Raw genomic sequence first — 22,470 nt, forward strand, 5'->3', positions numbered from 1 at the left:
GAGATTTCCACTCACTTTACATCAAAAAAAAACAGCTGCAAGTTTATACCTGCAACTGTTTTAAAAAAAACAAACTAAAAACTAACTAAAGAAGAACCAAATCTTCTTCTGTCTTTTTTATACTATTAACTTCCTTATTAGAATTTTTTTTTTCTTTGATGGCAGCCTGAGCAGCCGCCAGACGAGCAATTGGCACTCGGAATGGTGAACAACTCACATAATTCATTCCTACCAAATGACAAAACTCTATTGAAGACGGTTCACCACCATGTTCGCCACAAATTCCAATTTTTAAGTCAGGACGTGTTGCCAAACCTTTTTCTGCTGCGATTTTGATAAGCTGCCCCACTCCATTTTGATCTAAAACCTGAAAAGGATCGTTTTTCAGAATGCCATTTTCCAAATAAAAGGGAAGGAATTTCCCCGCATCATCGCGTGAATATCCAAAAGTCATCTGTGTTAGGTCATTAGTCCCAAAAGAGAAAAACTCAGCCGATTCTGCAATTCTGTCCGCAACAAGTGCGGCGCGTGGCACTTCGATCATGGTTCCCACGGAATAGGCAATAGAATCTCCTTTTTCAAGGAAAACTTTCTCTGCAGTTTCCGTTACGATTTGCTTTTGCATTTGCATTTCGGCAAGTGTTCCGGTTAGGGGAATCATAATTTCAGGAAGCGCTTTAATTCCTGCTTTTTTCAGATTTATTGCAGCTTCTAAAATGGCCCTTGTCTGCATTTCGGAGATTTCCGGATAGGTGTTTCCTAAACGGCATCCACGGTGTCCTAACATTGGATTGAACTCGTGCATCGAGGCAATTTTATCCTGAACCGATTTAACAGAAATACGCATTTCTTCTGCCATTTCTTTTTGATTCTCCAATTCGTGAGGAACAAATTCATGCAAAGGCGGATCCAATAATCGAATCGTTACCGGAAGTCCGTTCATGGCTTCAAAAATACCTTCTAAATCCTTGCGTTGCATCGGCAACAGTTTTGCCAGTGCTTTACGACGACCGGCTTCATCTTCTGCAAGAATCATTTCTCGCATGGCCATGATTTTGTCCTCTTCAAAAAACATATGCTCGGTTCTGCACAATCCGATTCCCTGCGCTCCAAAACGACGCGCAACTTCTGCGTCTTTTGGGGTATCGGCATTGGTTCTGACCTTCATGGTAGCGTATTTGTCCGCCATTTCCATCAAGGTATCAAAATCATCGCTTAGTACTGCAGCAGTAGTTTCGATTTTGCCTTTGTATATTTTACCGGTTGAACCATTTAATGAAATCCAATCTCCTTCTTTCAGTACCAGATCCCCAATTGATACCGTTCTGTTTTTATAGTCGATCTGAAGACGCTCTCCTCCTGACACGCAACATTTCCCCATACCTCGCGCCACAACGGCTGCGTGTGAAGTCATACCGCCACGTGCCGTCAATATACCCTGAGCGGCCACCATTCCTTTCAGGTCTTCAGGTGAGGTTTCAATACGGACCAAAATAACAGCGCGATTCTCCTCTGCCCCTAGTTCTGCATCATCTGCAAAAAACACAATTTGTCCGGTTGCTGCACCTGGTGATGCCGGCAATCCTTGTGCTACCAATGCGGCTTGATTTAAACTTTTTGGATCAAAAACCGGATGCAAAAGCTCATCAAGTTTGTTTGGGTCCACTCTTAATACTGCTGCTTCTTCGTCTAAGAGACCCTCCTTGTGCATGTCAATAGCAATGCGTACCATTGCTGCACCGGTGCGTTTTGCATTTCTCGTTTGCAGCATCCAAAGTTTACCTTCCTGGATCGTAAACTCGATATCCTGCATGTCTTTATAATGAAGCTCTAGTTTTTTCTGTATATCGATTAATTCCTGAAAAATACTCGGCATAGTTTCTTCAAGCGATGGAAATTTTTCAGCACGAACTTCTTCCGTAATAGCTGCAACACTTGCCCATCTTCTGGAACCTTCAAGCGTAATTTGCTGAGGCGTACGAATACCGGCCACAACATCTTCTCCTTGTGCATTTATAAGATATTCTCCATTAAAAAGATTCTCGCCTGTACTCGAGTCACGTGTAAAAGCAACTCCTGTAGCTGAACTTTCACCCATATTACCAAATACCATGGCTTGTATGTTCACGGCTGTACCCCAATCGTCCGGAATATGATTCAATCGGCGGTAATATACCGCACGTTCATTGGTCCAACTGTCAAATACGGCTATAACCGCTCCCCAAAGTTGTTCCCAAGGATCTGTCGGGAAATCGGTAGCAGTAAATTGTTTTACGGCGTTTTTAAATAAAGAAACCATCTCTTTGAAATGTTCTGCTGTAAATTCGCTATCTAATTTTACCCCTTTTTCGTGTTTTAATTGGTCAATAATTTCTTCGAAAGGATCTTCGTCTTCCTTGCTCTTTGGTTTCATCCCCATGACTACCTCGCTGTACATTTGAATGAATCTTCGATAAGAATCCCATACAAAACGTGGATTTCCGGTTTTTTCGATCAATCCTTCAACCACCTTGTCATTTAGACCTAAATTCAGAATCGTATCCATCATACCGGGCATAGAAGCACGGGAACCGGAACGTACCGAAACCAAACAAGGATTTAGATTGTCTCCAAATTTACTGCCCATTTGATCCTCAATCTGTAGCATTGCGGTATGGACTTCTTCTTTGATCTTCTCCAAAACGGCTACTTTACCTTCACTGTTGTATAATTTGCACATTTCTGTGGTAATGGTAAAACCGGGAGGTACTGGCATTCCGATAAGATTCATTTCGCATAGGTTGGCCCCCTTTCCACCCAGCAAGTCTTTCATTGACGCATCTCCTTGGGCTTTTTTACTGCCAAAAGTGAATACCGTCTTTTGTAAATTAGTCATAATTTTTGTTGTTTGTTTAAGTAGTTATTTGCGATTATCGCATTACGAAATCGATGTAGTAAAATAAATAAAAAATTATTTTATAAAAAAATTTAATTTACTATAAAGATTAATTTTACTAAAATCTCGTGATTTAAGCCTAAATTTTGGGATAACCGTTTTTTTCTTTGGACTTAACTTGACACTGACTTATTCTCAGTAAATTCAGGATAAAATGATGTAAAATTGATTTTAAACAGAGGTAATAAATGAGGAAAACCGTTTAGGCAGAAACAGGTTATTTCGCAATAATTTAACAAATAAACTCTATTTGTATTATTTTTTAAGAACCTAAAAGGTGTTCGAAGTAACCATCAAGATACTTAGTGGAATTAGAAGAGATTTTTATTACAGCTGTTTTTCTATATTTGGTATATCTAAACCGATAGAAGTACAAAATTCATCGGTTACGATTAAAAAAACTGTCAATTAAAAACTTGGAATAGTCCCTAATTTAAAGGAATGAAAAAAAATACGATCCTAATACTTCTACTCTCTTTTTTTACTTTTTCTTCCTGCAAGAAAGACCAAAATACAGAAAAAGTAAAAACAACTGATACTATACAAAAAAAAGGTGTCGAAAAGGAAACTTCCGATAAGACCGCTACTTTATTTACCTTAAGCAATCAAGACAGTACGGAAGTTGTTAAAATCACTGCCAGCGAAATCAGTTCTGATAATCCTTTTTTCCTGGTTGGGGATAAAAATGCACTTACCGTTTCGAGATATAGAAAAAATGGTAAAAGTTTACAATTCGTTCAAAAAGAGACTTTGCTTTCAGATGAATTTTATTATGTCAATATTGACGAGCGCCACTTCTTGCGAAAAAAGATTCAAAACGAGGACTATTTTCTGTTTGCTGTAATGGAGTCTTCACAAGGCAATGGAGATCGTGAGATAATTTTAAATTTTATTATGTTAAATGTAACTAATCTGAAATCCTATACCCTAAAATATGTGGGAGAAGCTACTTTAAGATCTGATGAGGGCATTGATGGGGCGTTTTTAAAAAATGAAAATTTAGAAGCCAATGCTACAATAAAAAAAGAATTGTATCAGTTTGCGAATAAAAGTAAGTGGGTTTACAATCCGACCGAAGAAGAAAAAGACATCAATTATTATAAAAACTTTGAACAAAAATGGCAATTAGATAACAATGCCAATACTGAATCTTCATTTCCGAATTCTGTAAAAAGTACGTACTACTCCGAAAATCTATTTCAGTTTAATGGCAATTACGACAAAGATCAGGTCATTGAAAACGATCGTTTTAAAATCGTTACTTACTTCCGTCATAACATTATAGGATACGATAAAGCTAAAAAATTATACTTCCCGATTATTGCAGAATCATGTGCTACAGGGTGCGACAAGAAAATCGAATTTGTATCGGAAAATGAAATAGAGATAACCTACGAAATTGCATCACAGAAGACCGACACCCTGGACCTGAATACGATTCGGTTTACAAATAATGATTAAACTCTTGCTCTTTTTTATCGACAACAAGCAAGTGATTGGACAAAAGAAAAACGAGTATTTTTTTTGACTTTTCTATTCCAATAGTAGTATTCAAATGCGCTACTATACTGGAAACTACTTTGCCGTTTATGTTTTTTAAAAAAGGAAATAATTCGATTTGATCCAAATAAACGGAAGGTCGTTCCAAGTTAGGATGCAGTAATGCTTCTTTTAGGACTATGCTGTCTTTGCTAATGGCATAAACCGTTTTAAATGTCGCATGAGGAGAAACTACAATTTCCTCATTCCAAAAACGGTACAGAATAAAATCTACCGGAATGGGTTCTTGTTTTTTTTCAAAAAGTATACCATTTGTATTAAATTCTTTTTCCAATTTGAGTGTAAAATCCGTTTCGTTTTTCGAAACATCGAGTTGAAAATTAGTTCTTTTTGTCCAGAACTCCGTTTTTTCGTTGCTAGTCCATGCATTGCGGTAGTAATCAGCTGTCCAATGCGCATGACTTACTACTGATTCTATCAATTTTTCTTCGTAAAAATCCTTTGGATGCGGCGAATCCGGATCTTTTAGGTAGGTGTTTATCGCAATGGCAACTTGCAAAGAAAAACGCATGGCCTTTTCTACGCCGGTTGAAGACAAAGGGTCTAAGGTAAAAGCAGCTTCCCCGATTTTAATAAATCCGTTGTTCCAAGGATTTTGATTCACAAACGAAGTAACGGAACAGGTTTCTATGGCCTCACCTCCTATTTTGTTTACGAATGGAGAGAATAGTTTTGTTTTACGTATAACTTCCAAAAGATGGGATTCACTATTTTTTTTTAGGGCAATCGGATCCGTAAAAGTCATAATGCGGTAGCGATTTCCACAAACGGGCGATCCCCATAACCAACCCTCTTCAACAGCTTCAATAAGCGCCTCGTTGCAGGCTGAGTTCGTTTCTATGTGGGTCCAAACGGCGACCGCTGAAGGAGCAATTGACATTCTTTCTTTTAAAAGCGTTCCTTTACGCCCCTTTGCATCCAGTACTATTTTGGAACTAATTTTAAATTCATCCAAACCTGCTGTTATTTCTAATAGCCAACCGTTTTCAGAATTTAGGGCTTGTTTTAATTTTGCGGGTTGTATTATATGTAATCCTTTCGAAACCGTGAATTCAAGTAAATCCTGATCCAGTTTACTTCGATCTACAATTATTCCACCCTTAATTTGAGCGGGGCGATTGTAGACCTGTTCTTTGTTTTCCCAAATGACCTTGGCAGCACAATTTTCTAAATATGTTGGGTCTTCCAGTAGGTGTTTTGCATTCAGATATTCGAAAATATTCCGAATCCCCGGAGAAAGCGACTCGCCTATTTGTGGTCTTGGAAATTGTTCTTGTTCGAGCATACCAACGGTATATCCCATCTCTAATAAACGGATCGCTGCACACAATCCGGCAGGACCTGCGCCAAGAATAAACACGTCGAAAATTTCAGGTAACCGTTTCATTTTTCTACTAATTAATTTAAGTTACTAGTTGTTTTATGTTTGAAATTATAAGGCCTAGACCTCATTTCTTAGTTATAACAATATAAATTTCTGGTTAAAATTAAAATATTGACAAAGTATCATTTTGAATAGTTTCCTCCTGAAGCACAATGTCATTAAATTAAGGATTGTCAAAAAAAGTGTCACGCAGATTTTAGCAGAATCAAATTAAAAAATCTGCAAAATCTGCCGAATCTGCGTGAAAAAAACTCCTAACTTAATGACACTGAACTAAAGCAAGAGGCAAATTAATCCTTTTATACTTTCGTCAAATCGGTTTAATTAATTCAACAAAAGTTACTTAAATGGCAACTTGAATTAATTATTCCAATTAGGTTTTAATCTCGATAGTCTTTCATTGGCTTGTATGGTGTAAAATAACCACGATCTGATATAATCACAAGCCGGTCTTCCTTTTTCAATTACTTCGTGATGACATCCACCGCCACAGAGATAACGGGCCCAACATTGTGAACAGGGATCCTGTGTGTTTACATGTCGGGAGGCCAACCAATTGTTTTGTAACTCGGGTTGTATGCCCTGATTTAGATCACCCATTTTACCGACGTCTTCGTTTACAAAACGATGGCAGGCAAATAAATCTTCGTCCGCAGACACGCCCATATAACCCGCCCCCGCACCGCAAGGGTAAGGCCTGTGCGTTCCTTTTGAAATTTCTTTCAGGGCGTTTACCATATTCAAAAAAGGATAGCGTTTTCCTGCTAATACATTTTTCTCGAAATTAAGTCCACAGGCAATCATCCCTTCTAACATCACCGCCAGCTGTTCTTTGTTCATTTCGTTTTGACCATTACTGGATCTTAACAAAGGAGAAAAACCTACGCCATGAAAACCCATCTGAACAAACTCATCCAAAACAGCCGGAAGGTTTGTGTTTTCGGGTGTTACGGTTACTCTTGCTGATACCTGCATTTTTTTTTGCAGCCTCAATAAGGGTTGAATGTTTTTCAAGATGGTGTTATAACTTCCCTTACCGCGCTTCATTGGACGATTGCGATCATGATCCTCTCCTATTCCGTCCAAACTAATAGTCACCGAAAAACCGTATTCTTCAAAAAAAACAGCGTCACTTTCTGTGACCAAAGTTCCATTTGTGGTAATCGAATAGCTGAGTTGTATGTCTTTTTTCTTTGCCATTGTTTCGGCATAAACAGTCGCTTCTCTAATCGCCTGTCTGTTAATCAGAGGTTCTCCTCCCAAAAAGGTTAGCTGTGCTTTTCCTCCTTCCGGACATTCTTTTAGTAACAGATCTATGGCTTTAAAAGCCGTTTCTAAAGACATATTTTTTGTAGGTCCTCCAAAATCTCCCTGATCGGCATAACAATACGTACATCCCATATTACATTTCTGTGCTATTGCCAATGACAAAGCATGTAATCTCGGACTTTGCAAAGGCTCGTCCGTGATATATTCCGGAGCGTCGAGCCCTAGGCGAATCAGTTCGTTTTGCAAGCCTTTTTCGTTCTTTTCGTCCATCAAAAAAGCTATTTTTTGCTCTACTTCCTCAGAAATAGTATAAAGCCGGCTTCCGTTTGGAATAAAAATCTGAGTCGATTGTCCTCCTTTTACCAAATGTGCCGTAGCAGAACGTGGTCTGGATTGCGGAACAATCAGCTGTGCCAATTTGGTTGCAATTGGCCCATTCATTCCCATATTAACGGATCTTTCTGTTGCCCCTGTCATTACTTTTTGGTTGATTTAGGTTTTACAGGCTCACTTTGTATCGCATCTTTTCCGGCTATGATAAAATTGAGTTCTCCTTGCCAGTTTTCAAAAAGATCCTGATACGAAATCAATCTTGAATTTACCCAATCATCCGGAATATAAGATCCGGTTCGTTTTTTAGACATCCATAAATCTCCGGTACTTAAACCATTTTCATCCGCAACAATATTTACAAAATCAGGTCTGCTCGCAGCCCAATAATAGCAGGAACATTCACGATAATCATTTTGCCACGGCGCACAAAGTCCCTGTGTCAATTCTCCGGGTTTTATAATGGTATCCGAAAATGCGGCACTATTGCCATCAAATATCGTATTAACAACTAGGGTAACTGCAATATATTTTTCGGGATTATTTAATTCCTTTAAATCTACTACTACTTCCTGTGTTGATTCTTCTGCTGTGAAATGACATACTACTTCTTGTCCTTGCTTTTGTAAAACATGAACCATCGAGTTCGACCATTCCATAAACGAAACTCCATTTGGATTGGCATCTGTTTTTAAAGGTACATTGTCTCCATCGGGAAATAAAGGACCAAAAGTCTGCACCATGGTAGGTTGGCCTTCTATCGCTACCAATCGGTGTTTTACTAAATTTTTGAATTTTTCCTCGGTGGCCTCTAGTACGTAGTTATTGTTTTCGATAAGGACAATTCCGTTAAAGGCTCTTCTCCAAAGATTTCTGAAATCAAATTCCAATCCCGGAAAACAATTCGAAATGGCCGTTCTTGGCAAAACAGCAATAGGGTTTCCTGTCCCTCTGTAGTGCAATTGCGCTGTTAAATTGTTGGCTTTAAATGCTGAACCATAACTTACGGGCAATGTATCCGGATTGATATCCTTGAACATCGAAGTACTTGCGGCCTTAATAATCATATTGATTTGTCGGTAGGTAAAAGTAAGTGACCTACCATCGGCACCACGCATTAAAGCGGGCATTTTTCGAAGTGCTTTACTGGACAAATCGCCAATTTCTGTCGGTTTTCGCAATAAATCACCAAACCAGGGTGATGCACCGGAACTTAATCCGTTGAACACTCTTTCGTGTAAAAGTTGTAAAGCAAGATTGTCCACCAGAGAGGTTGCCATAATAGGTTCAAAGAAACGTCCAAAGTCATTGGTGTTCTGGCGTACCATGGTACTGGCAACATTTTGTTTTCCTTCGTAACTATTGCCATTCATGATAGCGGTATTCATCAAACGAATGGTTTCAAAAGCCCGGCGAATAATCTCTTCGGCTTCTTCTATCGTTACTTCTCCTTCTATATCTGTACTCAATATAATTTGTTCGAGCTCATCTGACACTACACGAATCGGCAGCGTATCAGGAGCAAAAGAAGGAGGTCCGGCACTAATATGTGCTTTGGCGGTTAGGGTCTTTTCGCTTGAAACTTTTAGTTTAACGGTTACAAAACCATCACATTCATCATCAATATAACCCCAGCTTACCTGCCAGCTTTCCCCCTGCTTATCGGTATATGAATAACCTGCAAAAATTTGTGCCGGATTAGTGTAGAGCACATTTGTTATACTGCCTTCTTGGTAACCACGCCATTTGCCTTTTCCTTCACTGATATCATACAGTATTTGGTCGTCACTTGTGAAAGTCGGGTCTTTTTCTATGTCTTTAGGTCCGTTACCAGTTTTTCTATATCTGTCGGAACCGTACACTTTTCCTGCTGCCGGTGTATAGCGCAACCTTATTTCGGGAAACTCTGAAGTTGGTTTTATATATTGAATAGAACCTAACGGCAGTCTTTTGCTGGCCAGGAAATTAGCACATTCCGCTAATAATGGTTTGGCTTCGTGCGTGGTGATGTTGTTGATTTTTGCAAACATTTTATCATTTACATCCCCCGTTCTTCTGAAAATTTTAATGTTGGCCACATCTACATCCCAGCTAATGTCTGTCAAACTCAATCCGGCTTCAGCAAGCAAGGCTTCTGTGAGCGGTACTAATTCATCCGGCTTTTGATCTGTTATGGCAAACACTTCCAAAAAAGGAGAAACGGGATGTATTTTTCCATTTCTGTCCGCCAGAGTTTTAACGTCTTTAAATTTTATATGGGTAGGATTATATGATTTTAGCTCTCCTGAAACGGGATCTACGGTCAAAGTCGTTTCGGGAGTAATTTCTCTGTAATCTAGTGGCTTTTCTTTTGATAATTGAAGATCATATGCCGCCATTGGTTCCTCTGATTCTCCTAATCTGCCAATTGCAATCGGCGGAAGAATTCTTAATTCTATAATTTTCATATCGTAGTATTTTAAATTATTAAATGGATTGAATTAATTTGAAACTTCTTCTGTTAAGTCTACAATGACTTGTAGTAGCTTTTGATCGGCTTCCTGTAATCCATTCAAATATTGAATATGAGGTTGATTTTGAAAGTGTTTTAGCTTTACGATAATATTCTGAGAAGCTTCGAGAAGATCTCTGTGCATCCTCCAGCGGTTGTGCTCTCCAAAAGGCAAATCAAAGGTATAAGGAAGTGTAAAAGGTGGCCCTCCCATGACATCGCCATCTTTAGCGATTGGGGTCTGAACCAAAATAGTTGCCAAACTTCTCAAATTATACATTTCTCCAAATGCCGAATTGATGATCATACCACGAGGCGAAAAGCTTCCTGAATTATTATAACCATTATCTAGTAAAAAACTATGATTTAAGTAGTTAAGCAATAAACGATACCGAAGATCACTCAAATCGGACCAAAGAATGGCTTCAGGATCTGTAATAGCATTGTTATCCACTTTTTTAGGTGAAGTACCGGACTCTGTTGTGTGTACTTTTGAACCCACGTAAGGATTCGTAGCCACATTGCGGGAAGGCTCGAAAGTATTATTGGTTTCTTCTAAAATTGTTTTGTATTCTTTGTAAATGTGCAAGAATCGTTCGAAATGGGATGGTGTTGTTTCCTCTTTTGTATCCATACCTTCTCCTTGTTCTGCTATTTCTGCCAACGCATTATAAGCATCATCACGAGATAATAAGGGCGCTACTAAAACATCCGGGCTTTTGGTGTAGATTCCTTTTCCGTCGGTTCCTCGGTCTCCTCCGGTATAGCCACGACCCCACTCATCAAACTTCGCCTGACAGTTGTAAGTTCCGGGTTGGAAAGTTTCGTCGGATATTACTTTAGGATCTTTTATTAATTGCAGTAAAACTATAAATAAAGCACCTACAGTATGTGGATCTTTGACAGTTGCGTCTACAGATGCTACAATTTCGGCTGCCAATGGATCGTCACTTTCCAGCCATTCGCAAGGAGCTTCGGCGTAGACGTATTTGGCCAGCGAACTAAGGGAAAATTTTTCTAAAGTAAAGGGAAAAGGATAAAACGGGCTGTCCCAAGGATAACTTTCTCTTCCAAAATTTAAGGGAGCTCCTATCACTTTTAATACATTTTGTACGGAGATAAAATGTCCCATTTCTTCTTTAGCAATACCTAAAATTATGTTTTGCCACGTATGTACTTTTTCCTGATACTTTTCGGGAATTTGTTTTCCACCCATGCTATAAGCCGCATACAGGTATTGCAACATAAGTCCTTGTTCAATTTCAGCATCGATCTGAAGCAACATGGTGATATAATCTTTTCCGGTAAATTGAGAAGGTACCTCAAAAGGTTTTGCGTTTTTTAGATGATCACAACCACTCATAGCAGCAGCAGCTGAATACATACCTTTTGCAGTAGTCGATTTTGGTTTATTCTTTTGGGCCCATTCTAATATTGGGGCAATAAAATGGTCTCTTTTCTGATTGTAATTCATAATACGTTGTTTAGTTAAATTTCTATTTAATCTTTGTACTATAAGATGGTATCAAATCAATTCATTTGATAGGTTACTTTTTTTGAACAGCCATACTTTTTAGAATTTCTAAAAAAATGCTTGAAAAGCGGAAGAAAGTGTGATTTTTAAAAGCAATAAAGCCCCACAGCGTCTTGATGACAAGACACTGTAGCGTTTTATTTTTAAAGTTTTTTATTCTTTATGATATGGACATCCGGTAGCGGCTGCAGCGGCATCTTTTTTACCGGTATTGTAGAATTGATCTATAATTATCTGTCTTTGATCTTCAGGAATATCTTCGATCTTACGCAGTGTATTAACTTGTATGTGTGGCCAGCTTGTTGTGCCTCCGCTGTCTCCAAAAGCAAATTCGAAGAATATAATTTGTTCGTATTGCAATTGTAGAAACTCTTTTCCGTCTTCTTTAACGGTTTCAATCCACAGATTCATTTTCATTTCGACTGTCGATACAAAACGATCCACAAAAGGAACATTTATAATTCCTCCTTGTGCGCCTGTTTTATTTTTGGAAGACATTTGAATCAGGACATGGTTTGTAATCTCTTGTCCTTTATTCGTATCACGAAGTCGCAAATCCGGTCTTACTGAATAAGGATATAACGGATTAGCAAGTATACGTTGCGTATATATTTTGTTTTCTTCGGGATCAGTATCGTGATTCAGTGTTTCAAAAACCCATGGTGGTGGCGGTGCATCAAGATTTATTGGGTCCGATTCGCTTGCGCCGGCTCCTCCCATTGTTCTTGAAATAGCCAGATGATCGTACTTCCAGGCAGCATTCCCTTCCGGAAATTGTGGTGCACCTTTAATTAAAAAGCCATTATCCCCTTGAGCAAGGTCTCCTAATAAAGTTATCGTACTACCGTGTGGAATTACCCCACTTCTAGAAATAGAATAATCAGGTATAAAATACGGACCAGTTTGACCGGCTCCGGGTTTAAGTTCTTTAGCTGCCAAGATTGCATAATAATGTCTTCCGTTTAAGTTTGCTAATGTTACATATTCTTTTACTCCCTTATCGTTTAAAACTAAAAATAAGGTTTCGTCCGGATAACCATCAGGATATAGATCTTTATTTGGATTCGTTTCTGCTACAGGAAGCAAACCACGGTCTTCTTTAATGGTTTTCTCGGTGGCAGCATAATTAAACACGTCACTAAGCCATAAATACATACCGTTTTCTTCGTGAATTGGAGTATATTTTAAAGCAGCGCTTTCTTTTTCAGTACTGACACTTTTGACACTTTGCTCGTATTTTACAGCTCCGCAAAATTGTTCATTGGCACCACCACGGTTACGAACTCCTCCCGGAACCAAATCGAATGTTAGTTTTTCGATATACTGTTGGCAATCAAAACTATATTTCCCTGGAATAGTTCCGGAATTTGTACCCGGCGAAGGCATAATCGTGGTATGTACTCCACTTCCTATTAATCTGTCTACTGTTGGATTAGTAGCTTTATTATTGTAGCTCACCCAAGTGCCCTGTAAAGCTGCCAAAACTCCGTAGTCTACATCGTCTACAATTTTTTGAAGGTTGTGTTCGTAAAAAGGTCTAAGCGCGTCGTCGATTTCGAGTTTTGTATATCCCTTCATCAACTTCTCTAATATGTTATTATTGGCTCCTGGATCTGCTCCCAGTTCATTTTCCTGCGCACTGAAACTTGCGATTTTTTGAGATTCTTGCATCTCGTCTCCGAGATCGTTACGTTTTAACATAATATTGGTTTTAAAGTTAATAATTTGCGTAGTTAAGGGGCTTAGTTGTTTTGTCTTAAAATCAAACTGTTGTCATAGTAATCCAGCAAATTGTTGTTTCAAGACCTGATGCTTATAATAGATTGATTCTGATTCTTTTTTTATTTCTTTCCATGTTAGATTTAATTGAATAACCTACTGATTTACTTGTTTAAATAAAATGAATAACATTTGTTTAAATAGTTATTAAACAAATAAGTACCGTATATTACCTCAATAAAAACTAAACCATTTAACTTCTAAAAAAAGGAGCACTGTTTGTAGTTGACTTTAAAATTTTATATCACAATGTAATGCCGTGTTTTTAGAAATTTATTCCTACAATAGTAAAGCATAATTTTAAAAAACGACCAAGTAGTTTTACTGGTTTTTCGTGCAATGCGGTTAATTAGATTCATTCTAAATCTGCGAAATACAGTACGTTAAATCGGTCGATATCCCCTGTCATTGGTGCTATCAACGTCACTAATGACAAAATAAATTGTTTGCGCTATGGGGTCTCAATTCTGATCCATTAAGTGAAAGTCTACTTAATGAACTACTGCTGCAATTATTTCTAGTTATTATCTAAATCATTTTTGAAAAAAAACAAACTATTTTACCTATATATTATGTGGGTAAAAAAGAGCTTCTTTTTCCTATTTTTTTCGAAGAAAACACTCCTTTCAACGACTATTTTTGTCATTCAAAGACAAAAGATTTACAATTAAAATAAACGTGTTAATTTCAATGTGAAAATCCATATTTTAGACCCGTAAAATAGCAAGCTTACCCATAACCAAGTCACTTTCACCTAATAACCTTAATCAAAACCAGAAGAACTGCAAATTTTAAGAGTTTCACAATAATAGCTTTAGAAATTAGGACCAGCGAAAAATAATATACAGCCTTTTTAACTAGTGCGATTAAAGTTTTTTAAGCTTTAATTCCGAGATCTTCCGTACCTAATTCTTACTTATCCGCAGATTTTTTAAGCTATAATTCTAATAGCGCTTTCAAAGGCTACTTAGTGATCCTTTTCAAATGCATTTATTAAGAAATCAACACGTTCAAAAATAAAAACGACAGCCATTCGTGAACCTTTAAGATTCACTGAAAGAGTGCGCTACATAAAAAAATCAAATCAACTCAAGTACTTAACTACTTTATTTACAAAAAAGTAAACAGCAGAAGAATAAATTATGAAACCATAACCCACCCAATTTACAATCCCGTACAAATTAAACCCCGTATATAATCAAAATTATGGAAATGGAAAAACTCGACATTAATCGGAGCTGCTGGTTCAGAGCAGCCGTACTTAGTGCTAAAGACGGAATATTGTCTATAACCAGTTTAGCAATTGGTGTTGCTGCTGCCAGTATAACCCGCGAACCGGTTTTGCTGGCGTCTGTAGCAGGTTTAACAGCCGGAGCGCTTTCGATGGCGGCAGGAGAATACGTATTTGTGAGTTCTCAATCTGATATCGAAACTGCTGACCTCAAAAAAGAGAATGAAGAAATCAACAAGATGCCGGAAGAAAAACTTAATAAATTGACGCGTATTTTTATCCAGAAAGGAATAAATACAGAACTGGCAAAAGAGGTTGTCGCAGAGCTGTCTTCTCCAACTACCTTTGATACTGAAACCATAGATGAGTTAGAAACAGATGAAATTAAACAAGTCAACCCACTCATGTCGGCTTTTGCAGCGGCAATGTCTTTTATGGTTGGTGGACTCTTACCTCTACTCGTGGTTATTCTGGCGCCTATAAAAGAAATGGTACTCTGTCAATACACCTGCTCTATCCTTTTTTTGATATTATCCGGCGTACTGGCCGCAAAAGCAAGCGGATCGAACATATTTATAGCAGCGCTCCGGCTCAGTATCTGGAGTACTTTTGTCATGGGAATATCAGCTCTTGTCGGATATGTTTTGGGCAATTAACCTTCATCAAAACTAATCAAATTAAATACAGTCAAACTTAAAGAAAGCCTATGATTTCTTTTCTACTTAAGAACTACCCCAATTAATGGTCCTCATCCAGAAATAACAACCAATTCTTTTCCCGAAGATTTTTTCTTGATTTTGGTGCAATAAATTTAAAAGATTCTTTGAATGAGTTTTTGGTGTTTAAAAAAGCATGCAGCAAAATTGTCATCAGACAACCTGAAACAATTATTACGACTTTTTCATTAAAAGGAAAATCGGTATCATCTGCATTAAACACTACATAAAGACAGCTCGTTAAAAATGGTACAAATGCCAGAAAATGCAACGAATATCTAAACAATTTGGTCTGCCACAAAATACCAAACTCTAATTTTAGATTCTCATATTCCAGCGTCCTAAGATCAATATCGTGGAGAAAGCTTGACATTTCTTCAGACGAGAGAATTACCTGTAAATCATCGTCGATTTCTTTAAATGTAGTATAGGTAATTTTAAGAGGGTATTCGGAGTAATCCCGATCTCTGTTTTTTAGTTCTATTGCATTCAATTCAATTAGAACTTTTTCAATACATTTCTTCACTGCCATTAGTTCAATGACGGCTTTTTTTTCAGTATTAAAATCAATACCATCTAATTGAATTCTGTGATTGTTACCGTTAAAAATAAGATCCAGGTCCTTTATTTTAGTGCAAATAAAGTCTCTGTCGGCATCATCATATCCACGGTAACTGTGACCTGAGTACAAATCTTTATCAAAATAATTGGGTTTAATATTTAGCGCGGCATTCTTTACTAAATTTTTATGTCGTTTTAAAAAACTGTAAAGTCTCAATTTCGTTTTATCCAATGACATAGCGCAACAGTTATTAATTGTAAGAATTTTATAAAGCATACTACATCAATAGAACTCAACTCTCTATTTAACAGTATAATACACTACGCTAAGATACAAAAAAATCAAAAAAAAATAAAATTTGACACGCTTTCTGTATTAACAAATCTCTGATCAGTAGCAATTAAAAGACTTTTAAAAAAGCAACAGACTTAAAGACAATCAGTAAGTATTACTAGTCCTACAAATAACAATTTTAAAGTCCTATATTACATTAATAACTAGCATTTTAAAGGAGTTTACGGCGCCAAACTATAACATGTTACAAAAACTTTAATGAAACAATGTTGCATTTATAAATAAGTATTTTATATTTGCAGTAATCTTGTAGTAGTAAAACCGGATTCACAGAATGAAAAAGAAATTAAAATTTATTAATCTTCTAATGCCATTGATAGTATTGTTTGCAATACTATTTCCTGTTGTCCATTCTTACGAACATATTCACAGTCACAATCTCAGTGTCGAAAAAAAGGTTCAAGAATACACTACCAACAAAAGTGATTTTAAGGCACACAACTACACCAGCGAAGAATGTCAAATATGTCATTTCAAGTTTAGTCCGGTTGCTAATTTTTCCTATGTTCATTTTGAATTCTATAAAAGTATAAGCAATACGCCTTATGTTTACTTTTATTTCAAAACGTACTCCAATTACTTTAAAGGGGCTTTATTTGCGCTTCGTGCACCTCCGACAATCTAAAAAAGTAATCATTTCTATTTCGAAAGGATCACTGCAATTTTCTGTTTTAAATACAATCAGTAGTATTACCATTATTATTTATTGAAGTTTAAGTCATTTTAAGAGAACTTTTTCTTTTACCATTTCTTAGATACTGGCCAGAATTCATTATCTTATGGACTTGAGTTAAACCAACGTATTTCTAATTTATTGAATACTATATAAGTACTGCTGTCAAGAAACTCCATTCCCCTTCTTTTTGGGTTATTGAGTGTTTCATTTGTATTTAAAAACAATTAGCGTCAAAACCTAATTCAGAAATTCTGTATATCTCCTTTTCGAAGTCCGGCCAGAACAACTTAAATCAATTGCAACTAATTGATATTCTGAATGATTCCCTGCCAATGATTTACTGCTACTCTCAAAAAAACATGCTTTTTATAGTGTAATCTTTCTTGATTATGCTATGCCAATTTGCAAAAGACTGTTATAGTTCTTTAGGAAATGGCTGTGCTATTTTAATGATTTTCGGGAACCCCTTTTCCAATTCGTATACCAAATAAAAACCTATGAATAAACTTAAAATCAAATCAGACAAAATGAAAAAAAACAGAATCTTAGTCGCCCTTTTAATCGGTGCTTCCGCTTTAACGTCTTGTAGCAGTGACAAAAACGAAATTGACACGGAATATCCGGTAGTTGATATTTCGGCTTCCACTGCATTTCCGAAACAATGCAGTGAAGTAAAACGTGGACAGCTATTTACTTTCAAAGCAAAATTTTCGGACAATGCTAATCTCGGCTCTTATAGTTTGGACATTCACCACAATTTTGATCATCATTCACATAGTACAGAAGTCAATACCTGTGTGGTTGATCCGATCAAAAAACCGGTAAATCCAATGTTATATATCAACATCACGCCTATTCCTGAAGGACAAAAAAGCCACGAGGCAACAAAACAAATCTTTATCCCGGCCGATATCGATCCGGGTGATTATCACTTTATGATTCGTTTGACTGATAAAGAGGGATGGCAAACCATTAAAGGACTAAGTATTAAAATTATATAAGTTGATTTTGATGAACCAAAATAAATCAAATCGATTGCGAACTTTTTGCCTGTGGCTGTTTTGTTTTGCTATAGTTTCAACAGTTACAGGGCAATCTGTTCGTATATCAGGTAGCGTATTCTCCAATGGTCATAAACCGTTGGAGGGTGCTATCGTAACCGTACTTCCTTCAGGTATTACTGCCATGACAGACAAACAGGGGTATTATTTCTTTACACAAATTCATAAAAAATCAAAAAAAATAACCATCACTTATGCTGATTATGTGCGCTACGAAATGGAACTTTCTTTAAATAAAAATTCAAACACTATTCCTGATATTACCTTAATTCCGGAAGTAAAAGAATTAAACGAAGTCAGAATTACCAATACTTACGAGGGGCAACGAAAAAAAGAAGAATCTTTAAACGTTGAAATCGTAAGTAGTGGTTTTATTCAACGCAATCTTGGTGGAAGCCTGATGCAGTCCCTGCAAAGACTCCCGGGGGTAAAAGCCATTTCTATTGGCTCGGGAAGTTCGAAACCTTTAATTCGCGGCTTAAGTTTTAATCAGGTTATAGTCGTTGAGAACGGTATTAAACACGAGGGACAACAATGGGGAGCCGATCATGGTTTAGAAATTGACCAATATGCCGTAAATCGCGTTGAAATTATAAAAGGCCCCTCTTCTATCATGTATGGATCAGATGCCATTGGTGGTGCTATTAACATCAAACCGGTTCCTTTTCCTTCCCAACATGTTTTGGGCGGAAGTTTGGACATTACAGGCAAGAGTAATAATGGTCAGTATGGTGGTTCCTTCAATTTATTTGGAAGAAAAGAAAAATGGTTTTTCGATTCGAGAATTACTTTTATGGATTACGGAGATTACCGCGTTCCTGCAGATACGGTGCATGTTTACAATTATGCTGTTCCGTTAAGCAAAAATCGGTTGCGTAATACAGCGGGACGAGAATTGGATTTGCATGGAAGTGTTGGATACCTGACTGATACATTTAAATCGGTTTTCTACCTAAGTTCTATTCATACCAAAAGCGGTTTTTTTGCCAATGCCCACGGACTCGAACCACGAAATGTAGATACCGAACTTCATGACAAATCAAGCAGAGACATACTGATGCCGTATCAGGAAGTTACGCATACTAAAATTAGCAATACCACTTCCTTTTTGATCGGAACGCATCAATTGGAAACACAATTGGGGTTTCAGAAGAATTTCCGTCGGGAATGGAGTCATTATGTCAATCATGGTTATATGCCACCGATATATCCTGAGAACAGACCTGGATCTCAAGATTTGGAAAGAGAATACGATAAAGAAGTCTTCTCTGTTGCGGTTAAAGACGAATTTTCGTTAGGTCAACATCAATTTACTGTCGGAATAAATGGCGAGCAACAGCAAAATGCCATCGCGGGTTGGAGCTTTTTAATACCGGCATTTCAACAATGGAACGCAGGAATATTTGTTTATGACAAATATAAAATCAACGATTTATGGCTGCTGCATGGAGCTGTTCGAATGGATTACGGCAAAATCGACATGAAGCCTTATTTCGACTGGTTTAAAAGCGAAATTACCGAAAATGGACAAACCACTTCGGCTTATTTAAAGCGTTCCGAAGAACTGACCCGAACATTCAACAGTCTCAATTGGTCGGCAGGAATCAACTACACCCCTGGCCCATTTTCGTTTAAAGGAAATCTTGGAACAAGTTTTAGAATGCCTATTGCAAAAGAACTGGCTTCAAATGGTGTGAATTACCATTATTTCAGGTTTGAAAAAGGAGACCCGAATTTATCGCCAGAACGTTCTTATCAAGTAGATCTCGGAATGGAATGGCAGCAGAATAAGTGGTCGGTACAGCTGAGTCCGTTTTTTAATTATTTCACCAATTATATTTACCTCAATCCTACTTCACAGCACGATATTTATTACGGAGCCGGCAATCAGGTTTTCGAATACGAGCAGAGTAAAGTCATGCGCTACGGGGTCGAATTGCAAACACGCTATCAATTCTCCAAAAATATCAGTGGTGAGATTCTGGCAGAGTATCTCTATTCGGAACAATTATCAGGGAGCAAAAAAGGGTATACATTGCCCTTCTCTCCTCCTCCATCGGTTTTATTTAATATCACCTATAGTCCGGAAATTAAAGGGGTGAAAAACACTTATTTCTCCCTCGATTACCGATACACTGCCGATCAAAATCAAATTGTTCCGCCTGAGAGAAAAACGCCAAGCAGCAACGTCTTTAACCTCGGTGTGGGGACAAAAGTAAAAACAGGCCAGCAGGATCTGCTGATTAGTCTGCAAGTTCAAAATTTGTTGAATGCAAAATACCTCAATCACACCAGTTTTTACAGGTTAATTGAACTTCCTGAAGCCAGTCGAAATATTATCCTTTCGGTCAAAATTCCATTTTTAATACATAATCCATATAAACCAAATTAATACGCTATTTACCTATGAAAAAACAGAAAATCCTCTCACTCTTATTCCTTATCACCGCAGCCTTTACCGCTTGTGACAACGATGACAACAAGGACACCGCTAAAGTTTCAGAACCAACAATCAAAAATGTTGAAATTGGAACGGCCAATAACAAACGAGCCTTAATCGGTCGTGATTTCCATTTCAATGCAGATGTGATTGCGGGAGATAAAATTAGCGATGTCCAACTAAAAATACTTCCCAAAAAAGGAGAAACCTATACCAAGGACTGGAAGTTAGAATTGTCCTGGAGCGTCTACAAAGGAGCAAAAAACACCAACGTACACAAACATTTTACCATTCCTGCCGAGGCTCCGGAAGGTAAATATGATTTCTTCTTTATCGTGTTGGATGAGAATGGAACTAAGTTAGAAATCAAAGAAGAGGTTACGCTAACAGATCCCGCAAATATGCCCGTCGATCCCTTAATTGGTCGCGATATGTTATCCCGAAATGAAGATTTAATCTATTATATGGGAACCTGGGTCGAAGCTGAATTAATCTTCAAAAAGAACGATAAATTGACCGCACATGCTCAGGTAAGTCAGATTATGGGTGATGGAATTTTATATTCTGTTTTAATCAAAAAGAGTCTCAATTACTATCCTGAAAGCATCGATAACCTGGATCTGAAAAAGGTTATTGTGGTTTCAAAAGTTACACACACGGGCCTTCCGGCAGCTTCAAAAATTTCAACCCTGCAAAAGATAAATGAGGTTTGGGGTGGCGAAAGTATTGTAGTTGGTGCCGATAAAGATGCCAACGGTGACCCTACAACGGCAGACAAAGCCTGGCAGTCCGGCCAGTACAACTGGGTGGTGCTTTACAAAAACACCACTTACAATATGAGTGTCTACAAATCAATGCCTATTACAATTGCATACTAATCCATAAATTCTAAATATTAATCTAAATACCATTACAATGAAAAACAATTATTACAAACTGATTTTTTTATTTGCGTTATCAACCCTTACATTCTCTTGTAGTAACGATGATGACAATACTACTGAAACTCCAATAGAAAAGCTGACAGAGCATAAGTATCTAAGAATATTCCTTTCTGATGAAAAAACTACAGCCCTGACACTGGTTAATCCGTTAGAGGCTACGACAAGTTCTTTTGATGCAAAATTTGCAAAATCTGCCCTCTATACAACAGAATCCGGCCGCTATGCAGGAATAATTCACAGAGCAAACAATACGGTTGAAACTTTTGACAGCGGATTCGAAAGTCATGGTGATCACGTAGATGTTGATGGAATTCCGAAATTTGGTGCATTAGTCGGGCAATCAGTTACGCCTACTCATTTTAAAAGTAAAATTGGGGAGCTATTAACGTTCAATGATGGTGATGGTACTTTATCAGTTGGTAAAGAATCGGAGATCAATACGGCTGGAGCTAAATTTAAGCTAATAAATGCAGGATTATTGGCCCATCACGGTGCTATGGCTAGTTTTACTAACGGAACTTATGCCATTACACAAAAAGACAATTCGGTTACCGGAACATTACCTGAAAAAGTAAAAATTATAGACGCAATCGGTAAAACTCTTTTTGAAGCTACTGTTGCAACAAAAGGAATTCACGGAAATGCTACTGACGGAACTTACGCTGTTTTTGGTTCTGCAAGCGGTGTACTTGTGGTGGAAAGTTCAGGAAAACAAAAACTAATCACACTTCCTGAAGATTTTGGAACAGCCTGGTTTGGAACCATTTTAGAAACAAAAGCCAAAGGTAAATTTATTGGATATACTGCTGCAAAAGGTGCTTACGCTATCGATGTGGTAAACGGAACAATCAAACCTATTTTACAAAGTACAAATATTATACAATGTAAAGTGAGTTACAATGCTACTAAATTAGGGATACTGTTGAATACCGGTGAGTTTAAACTATTCAATCTAACCAGCCTGCAAGTTGAAAAAGAAGGAAAAGCAATCGGTCAAACGGCTAGTGATGCTCCTTCAAAACCTCAAATGCAGTTAACAGAGCGTTTTGCTTACATCACCTCTCCAACTACGGGAGAATTATGGCAGTTAGATCTGGCTACAATGGCCATAGTAAAGAAAATAAAAGTTTCGGCAACACCTTATGCCATTACAATTCTTGGCTTTGAAAATAGTAAAAGTCACTAATAATATAGGAAATGTTTC

14 protein-coding genes are annotated in these 22,470 nt (G+C 37.5%); 7 read left to right on the forward strand and 7 right to left on the reverse strand.

Annotated elements, in window-relative coordinates:
* Window positions 1-85 precede the first annotated feature (85 nt).
* Window positions 86-2,875, reverse strand: coding sequence for a pyruvate, phosphate dikinase (ppdK, locus tag LNP23_RS16545; RefSeq protein WP_230002024.1), 2,790 nt, complete (start codon window positions 2,873-2,875; stop codon window positions 86-88).
* Between the two features lie 501 nt (window positions 2,876-3,376).
* On the opposite strand from ppdK, the gene LNP23_RS16550 reads away from it, so the two are divergent.
* The gene (locus tag LNP23_RS16550) at window positions 3,377-4,396 is read left to right on the forward strand and encodes a hypothetical protein (RefSeq protein ID WP_230002025.1); all 1,020 of its coding nucleotides are present in this window, start codon (window positions 3,377-3,379) and stop codon (window positions 4,394-4,396) included.
* On the opposite strand, the gene qhpG is transcribed toward LNP23_RS16550, so the two are convergent.
* The 5 genes from qhpG to LNP23_RS16575 form a co-directional block, all read right to left on the reverse strand.
* Window positions 4,380-5,882: a flavin-dependent monooxygenase QhpG gene (gene qhpG, locus LNP23_RS16555; protein WP_230002026.1), complete on the reverse strand. Its 1,503-nt coding sequence runs from the start codon at window positions 5,880-5,882 to the stop codon at window positions 4,380-4,382. The genes LNP23_RS16550 and qhpG overlap by 17 nt on opposite strands.
* A 357-nt stretch (window positions 5,883-6,239) precedes the next feature.
* Window positions 6,240-7,625: a radical SAM/SPASM domain-containing protein gene (locus tag LNP23_RS16560; RefSeq protein WP_230002027.1), complete on the reverse strand. Its 1,386-nt coding sequence runs from the start codon at window positions 7,623-7,625 to the stop codon at window positions 6,240-6,242.
* Window positions 7,625-9,925 (reverse strand): hypothetical protein, encoded by a 2,301-nt coding sequence (locus LNP23_RS16565; protein ID WP_230002028.1) that lies wholly within the window; start codon window positions 9,923-9,925, stop codon window positions 7,625-7,627. Before LNP23_RS16565 ends, LNP23_RS16560 begins: the two co-directional genes overlap by 1 nt.
* 33 nt (window positions 9,926-9,958) lie before the next feature.
* On the reverse strand, window positions 9,959-11,443 hold the full coding sequence (locus tag LNP23_RS16570) for a ferritin-like domain-containing protein (protein ID WP_230002029.1): 1,485 nt from the start codon (window positions 11,441-11,443) through the stop codon (window positions 9,959-9,961).
* Between the two features lie 213 nt (window positions 11,444-11,656).
* The gene (locus tag LNP23_RS16575) at window positions 11,657-13,204 is read right to left on the reverse strand and encodes a peroxidase, FMP-type (protein WP_230002030.1); all 1,548 of its coding nucleotides are present in this window, start codon (window positions 13,202-13,204) and stop codon (window positions 11,657-11,659) included.
* A gap of 1,290 nt (window positions 13,205-14,494) precedes the next feature.
* Between LNP23_RS16575 and LNP23_RS16580 the strand changes: the two genes are divergently transcribed.
* A complete protein-coding gene (locus LNP23_RS16580) occupies window positions 14,495-15,169 on the forward strand; it encodes a VIT1/CCC1 transporter family protein (protein WP_428979164.1) in 675 nt (224 codons plus the stop codon).
* Window positions 15,170-15,251: 82 nt separating this feature from the next.
* On the opposite strand, the gene LNP23_RS16585 is transcribed toward LNP23_RS16580, so the two are convergent.
* Window positions 15,252-16,028 (reverse strand): hypothetical protein, encoded by a 777-nt coding sequence (locus LNP23_RS16585; RefSeq protein ID WP_230002032.1) that lies wholly within the window; start codon window positions 16,026-16,028, stop codon window positions 15,252-15,254.
* A 391-nt stretch (window positions 16,029-16,419) separates the two neighbouring features.
* Here LNP23_RS16585 and LNP23_RS16590 point away from each other — a divergent pair, with 391 nt between their 5' ends.
* The 5 genes from LNP23_RS16590 to LNP23_RS16610 all read left to right on the forward strand — a co-directional run bounded on the left by LNP23_RS16590 (window position 16,420) and on the right by LNP23_RS16610 (window position 22,452).
* Window positions 16,420-16,770, forward strand: coding sequence for a hypothetical protein (locus LNP23_RS16590; RefSeq protein WP_230002033.1), 351 nt, complete (start codon window positions 16,420-16,422; stop codon window positions 16,768-16,770).
* A gap of 548 nt (window positions 16,771-17,318) precedes the next feature.
* A complete protein-coding gene (locus tag LNP23_RS16595; RefSeq protein ID WP_230002034.1) occupies window positions 17,319-17,822 on the forward strand; it encodes a DUF4625 domain-containing protein in 504 nt (167 codons plus the stop codon).
* A gap of 10 nt (window positions 17,823-17,832) precedes the next feature.
* Window positions 17,833-20,274 carry a TonB-dependent receptor gene (locus LNP23_RS16600; RefSeq protein ID WP_230002035.1) on the forward strand — a complete coding sequence of 814 codons (2,442 nt, stop codon included), beginning with the start codon at window positions 17,833-17,835 and terminating at the stop codon, window positions 20,272-20,274.
* Between the two features lie 14 nt (window positions 20,275-20,288).
* Complete coding sequence (locus tag LNP23_RS16605) at window positions 20,289-21,200, forward strand: DUF4625 domain-containing protein (protein WP_230002036.1); 912 nt, start codon at window positions 20,289-20,291, stop codon at window positions 21,198-21,200.
* A gap of 37 nt (window positions 21,201-21,237) precedes the next feature.
* Complete coding sequence (locus LNP23_RS16610) at window positions 21,238-22,452, forward strand: hypothetical protein (protein ID WP_230002037.1); 1,215 nt, start codon at window positions 21,238-21,240, stop codon at window positions 22,450-22,452.
* Window positions 22,453-22,470 lie beyond the last annotated feature (18 nt).

This window comes from Flavobacterium cupriresistens (genome assembly GCF_020911925.1).
Taxonomy (GTDB): Bacteria; Bacteroidota; Bacteroidia; order Flavobacteriales; family Flavobacteriaceae; genus Flavobacterium; species Flavobacterium cupriresistens.

Bases quoted from the DNA above. Each gene is read 5' to 3' on its own strand.
- LNP23_RS16565 (WP_230002028.1), bottom strand. From the start codon at position 9,925: ATGAAAATTATAGAATTAAGAATTCTTCCGCCGATTGCAATTGGCAGA.
- LNP23_RS16605 (WP_230002036.1), top strand. From the start codon at position 20,289: ATGAAAAAACAGAAAATCCTCTCACTCTTATTCCTTATCACCGCAGCC.
- LNP23_RS16580 (WP_428979164.1), top strand. From the start codon at position 14,495: ATGGAAAAACTCGACATTAATCGGAGCTGCTGGTTCAGAGCAGCCGTA.
- LNP23_RS16610 (WP_230002037.1), top strand. From the start codon at position 21,238: ATGAAAAACAATTATTACAAACTGATTTTTTTATTTGCGTTATCAACC.
- LNP23_RS16560 (WP_230002027.1), bottom strand. From the start codon at position 7,625: ATGACAGGGGCAACAGAAAGATCCGTTAATATGGGAATGAATGGGCCA.
- LNP23_RS16600 (WP_230002035.1), top strand. From the start codon at position 17,833: ATGAACCAAAATAAATCAAATCGATTGCGAACTTTTTGCCTGTGGCTG.
- LNP23_RS16575 (WP_230002030.1), bottom strand. From the start codon at position 13,204: ATGTTAAAACGTAACGATCTCGGAGACGAGATGCAAGAATCTCAAAAA.
- LNP23_RS16595 (WP_230002034.1), top strand. From the start codon at position 17,319: ATGAATAAACTTAAAATCAAATCAGACAAAATGAAAAAAAACAGAATC.
- qhpG (WP_230002026.1), bottom strand. From the start codon at position 5,882: ATGAAACGGTTACCTGAAATTTTCGACGTGTTTATTCTTGGCGCAGGT.
- ppdK (WP_230002024.1), bottom strand. From the start codon at position 2,875: ATGACTAATTTACAAAAGACGGTATTCACTTTTGGCAGTAAAAAAGCC.
- LNP23_RS16550 (WP_230002025.1), top strand. From the start codon at position 3,377: ATGAAAAAAAATACGATCCTAATACTTCTACTCTCTTTTTTTACTTTT.
- LNP23_RS16585 (WP_230002032.1), bottom strand. From the start codon at position 16,028: ATGTCATTGGATAAAACGAAATTGAGACTTTACAGTTTTTTAAAACGA.
- LNP23_RS16590 (WP_230002033.1), top strand. From the start codon at position 16,420: ATGAAAAAGAAATTAAAATTTATTAATCTTCTAATGCCATTGATAGTA.
- LNP23_RS16570 (WP_230002029.1), bottom strand. From the start codon at position 11,443: ATGAATTACAATCAGAAAAGAGACCATTTTATTGCCCCAATATTAGAA.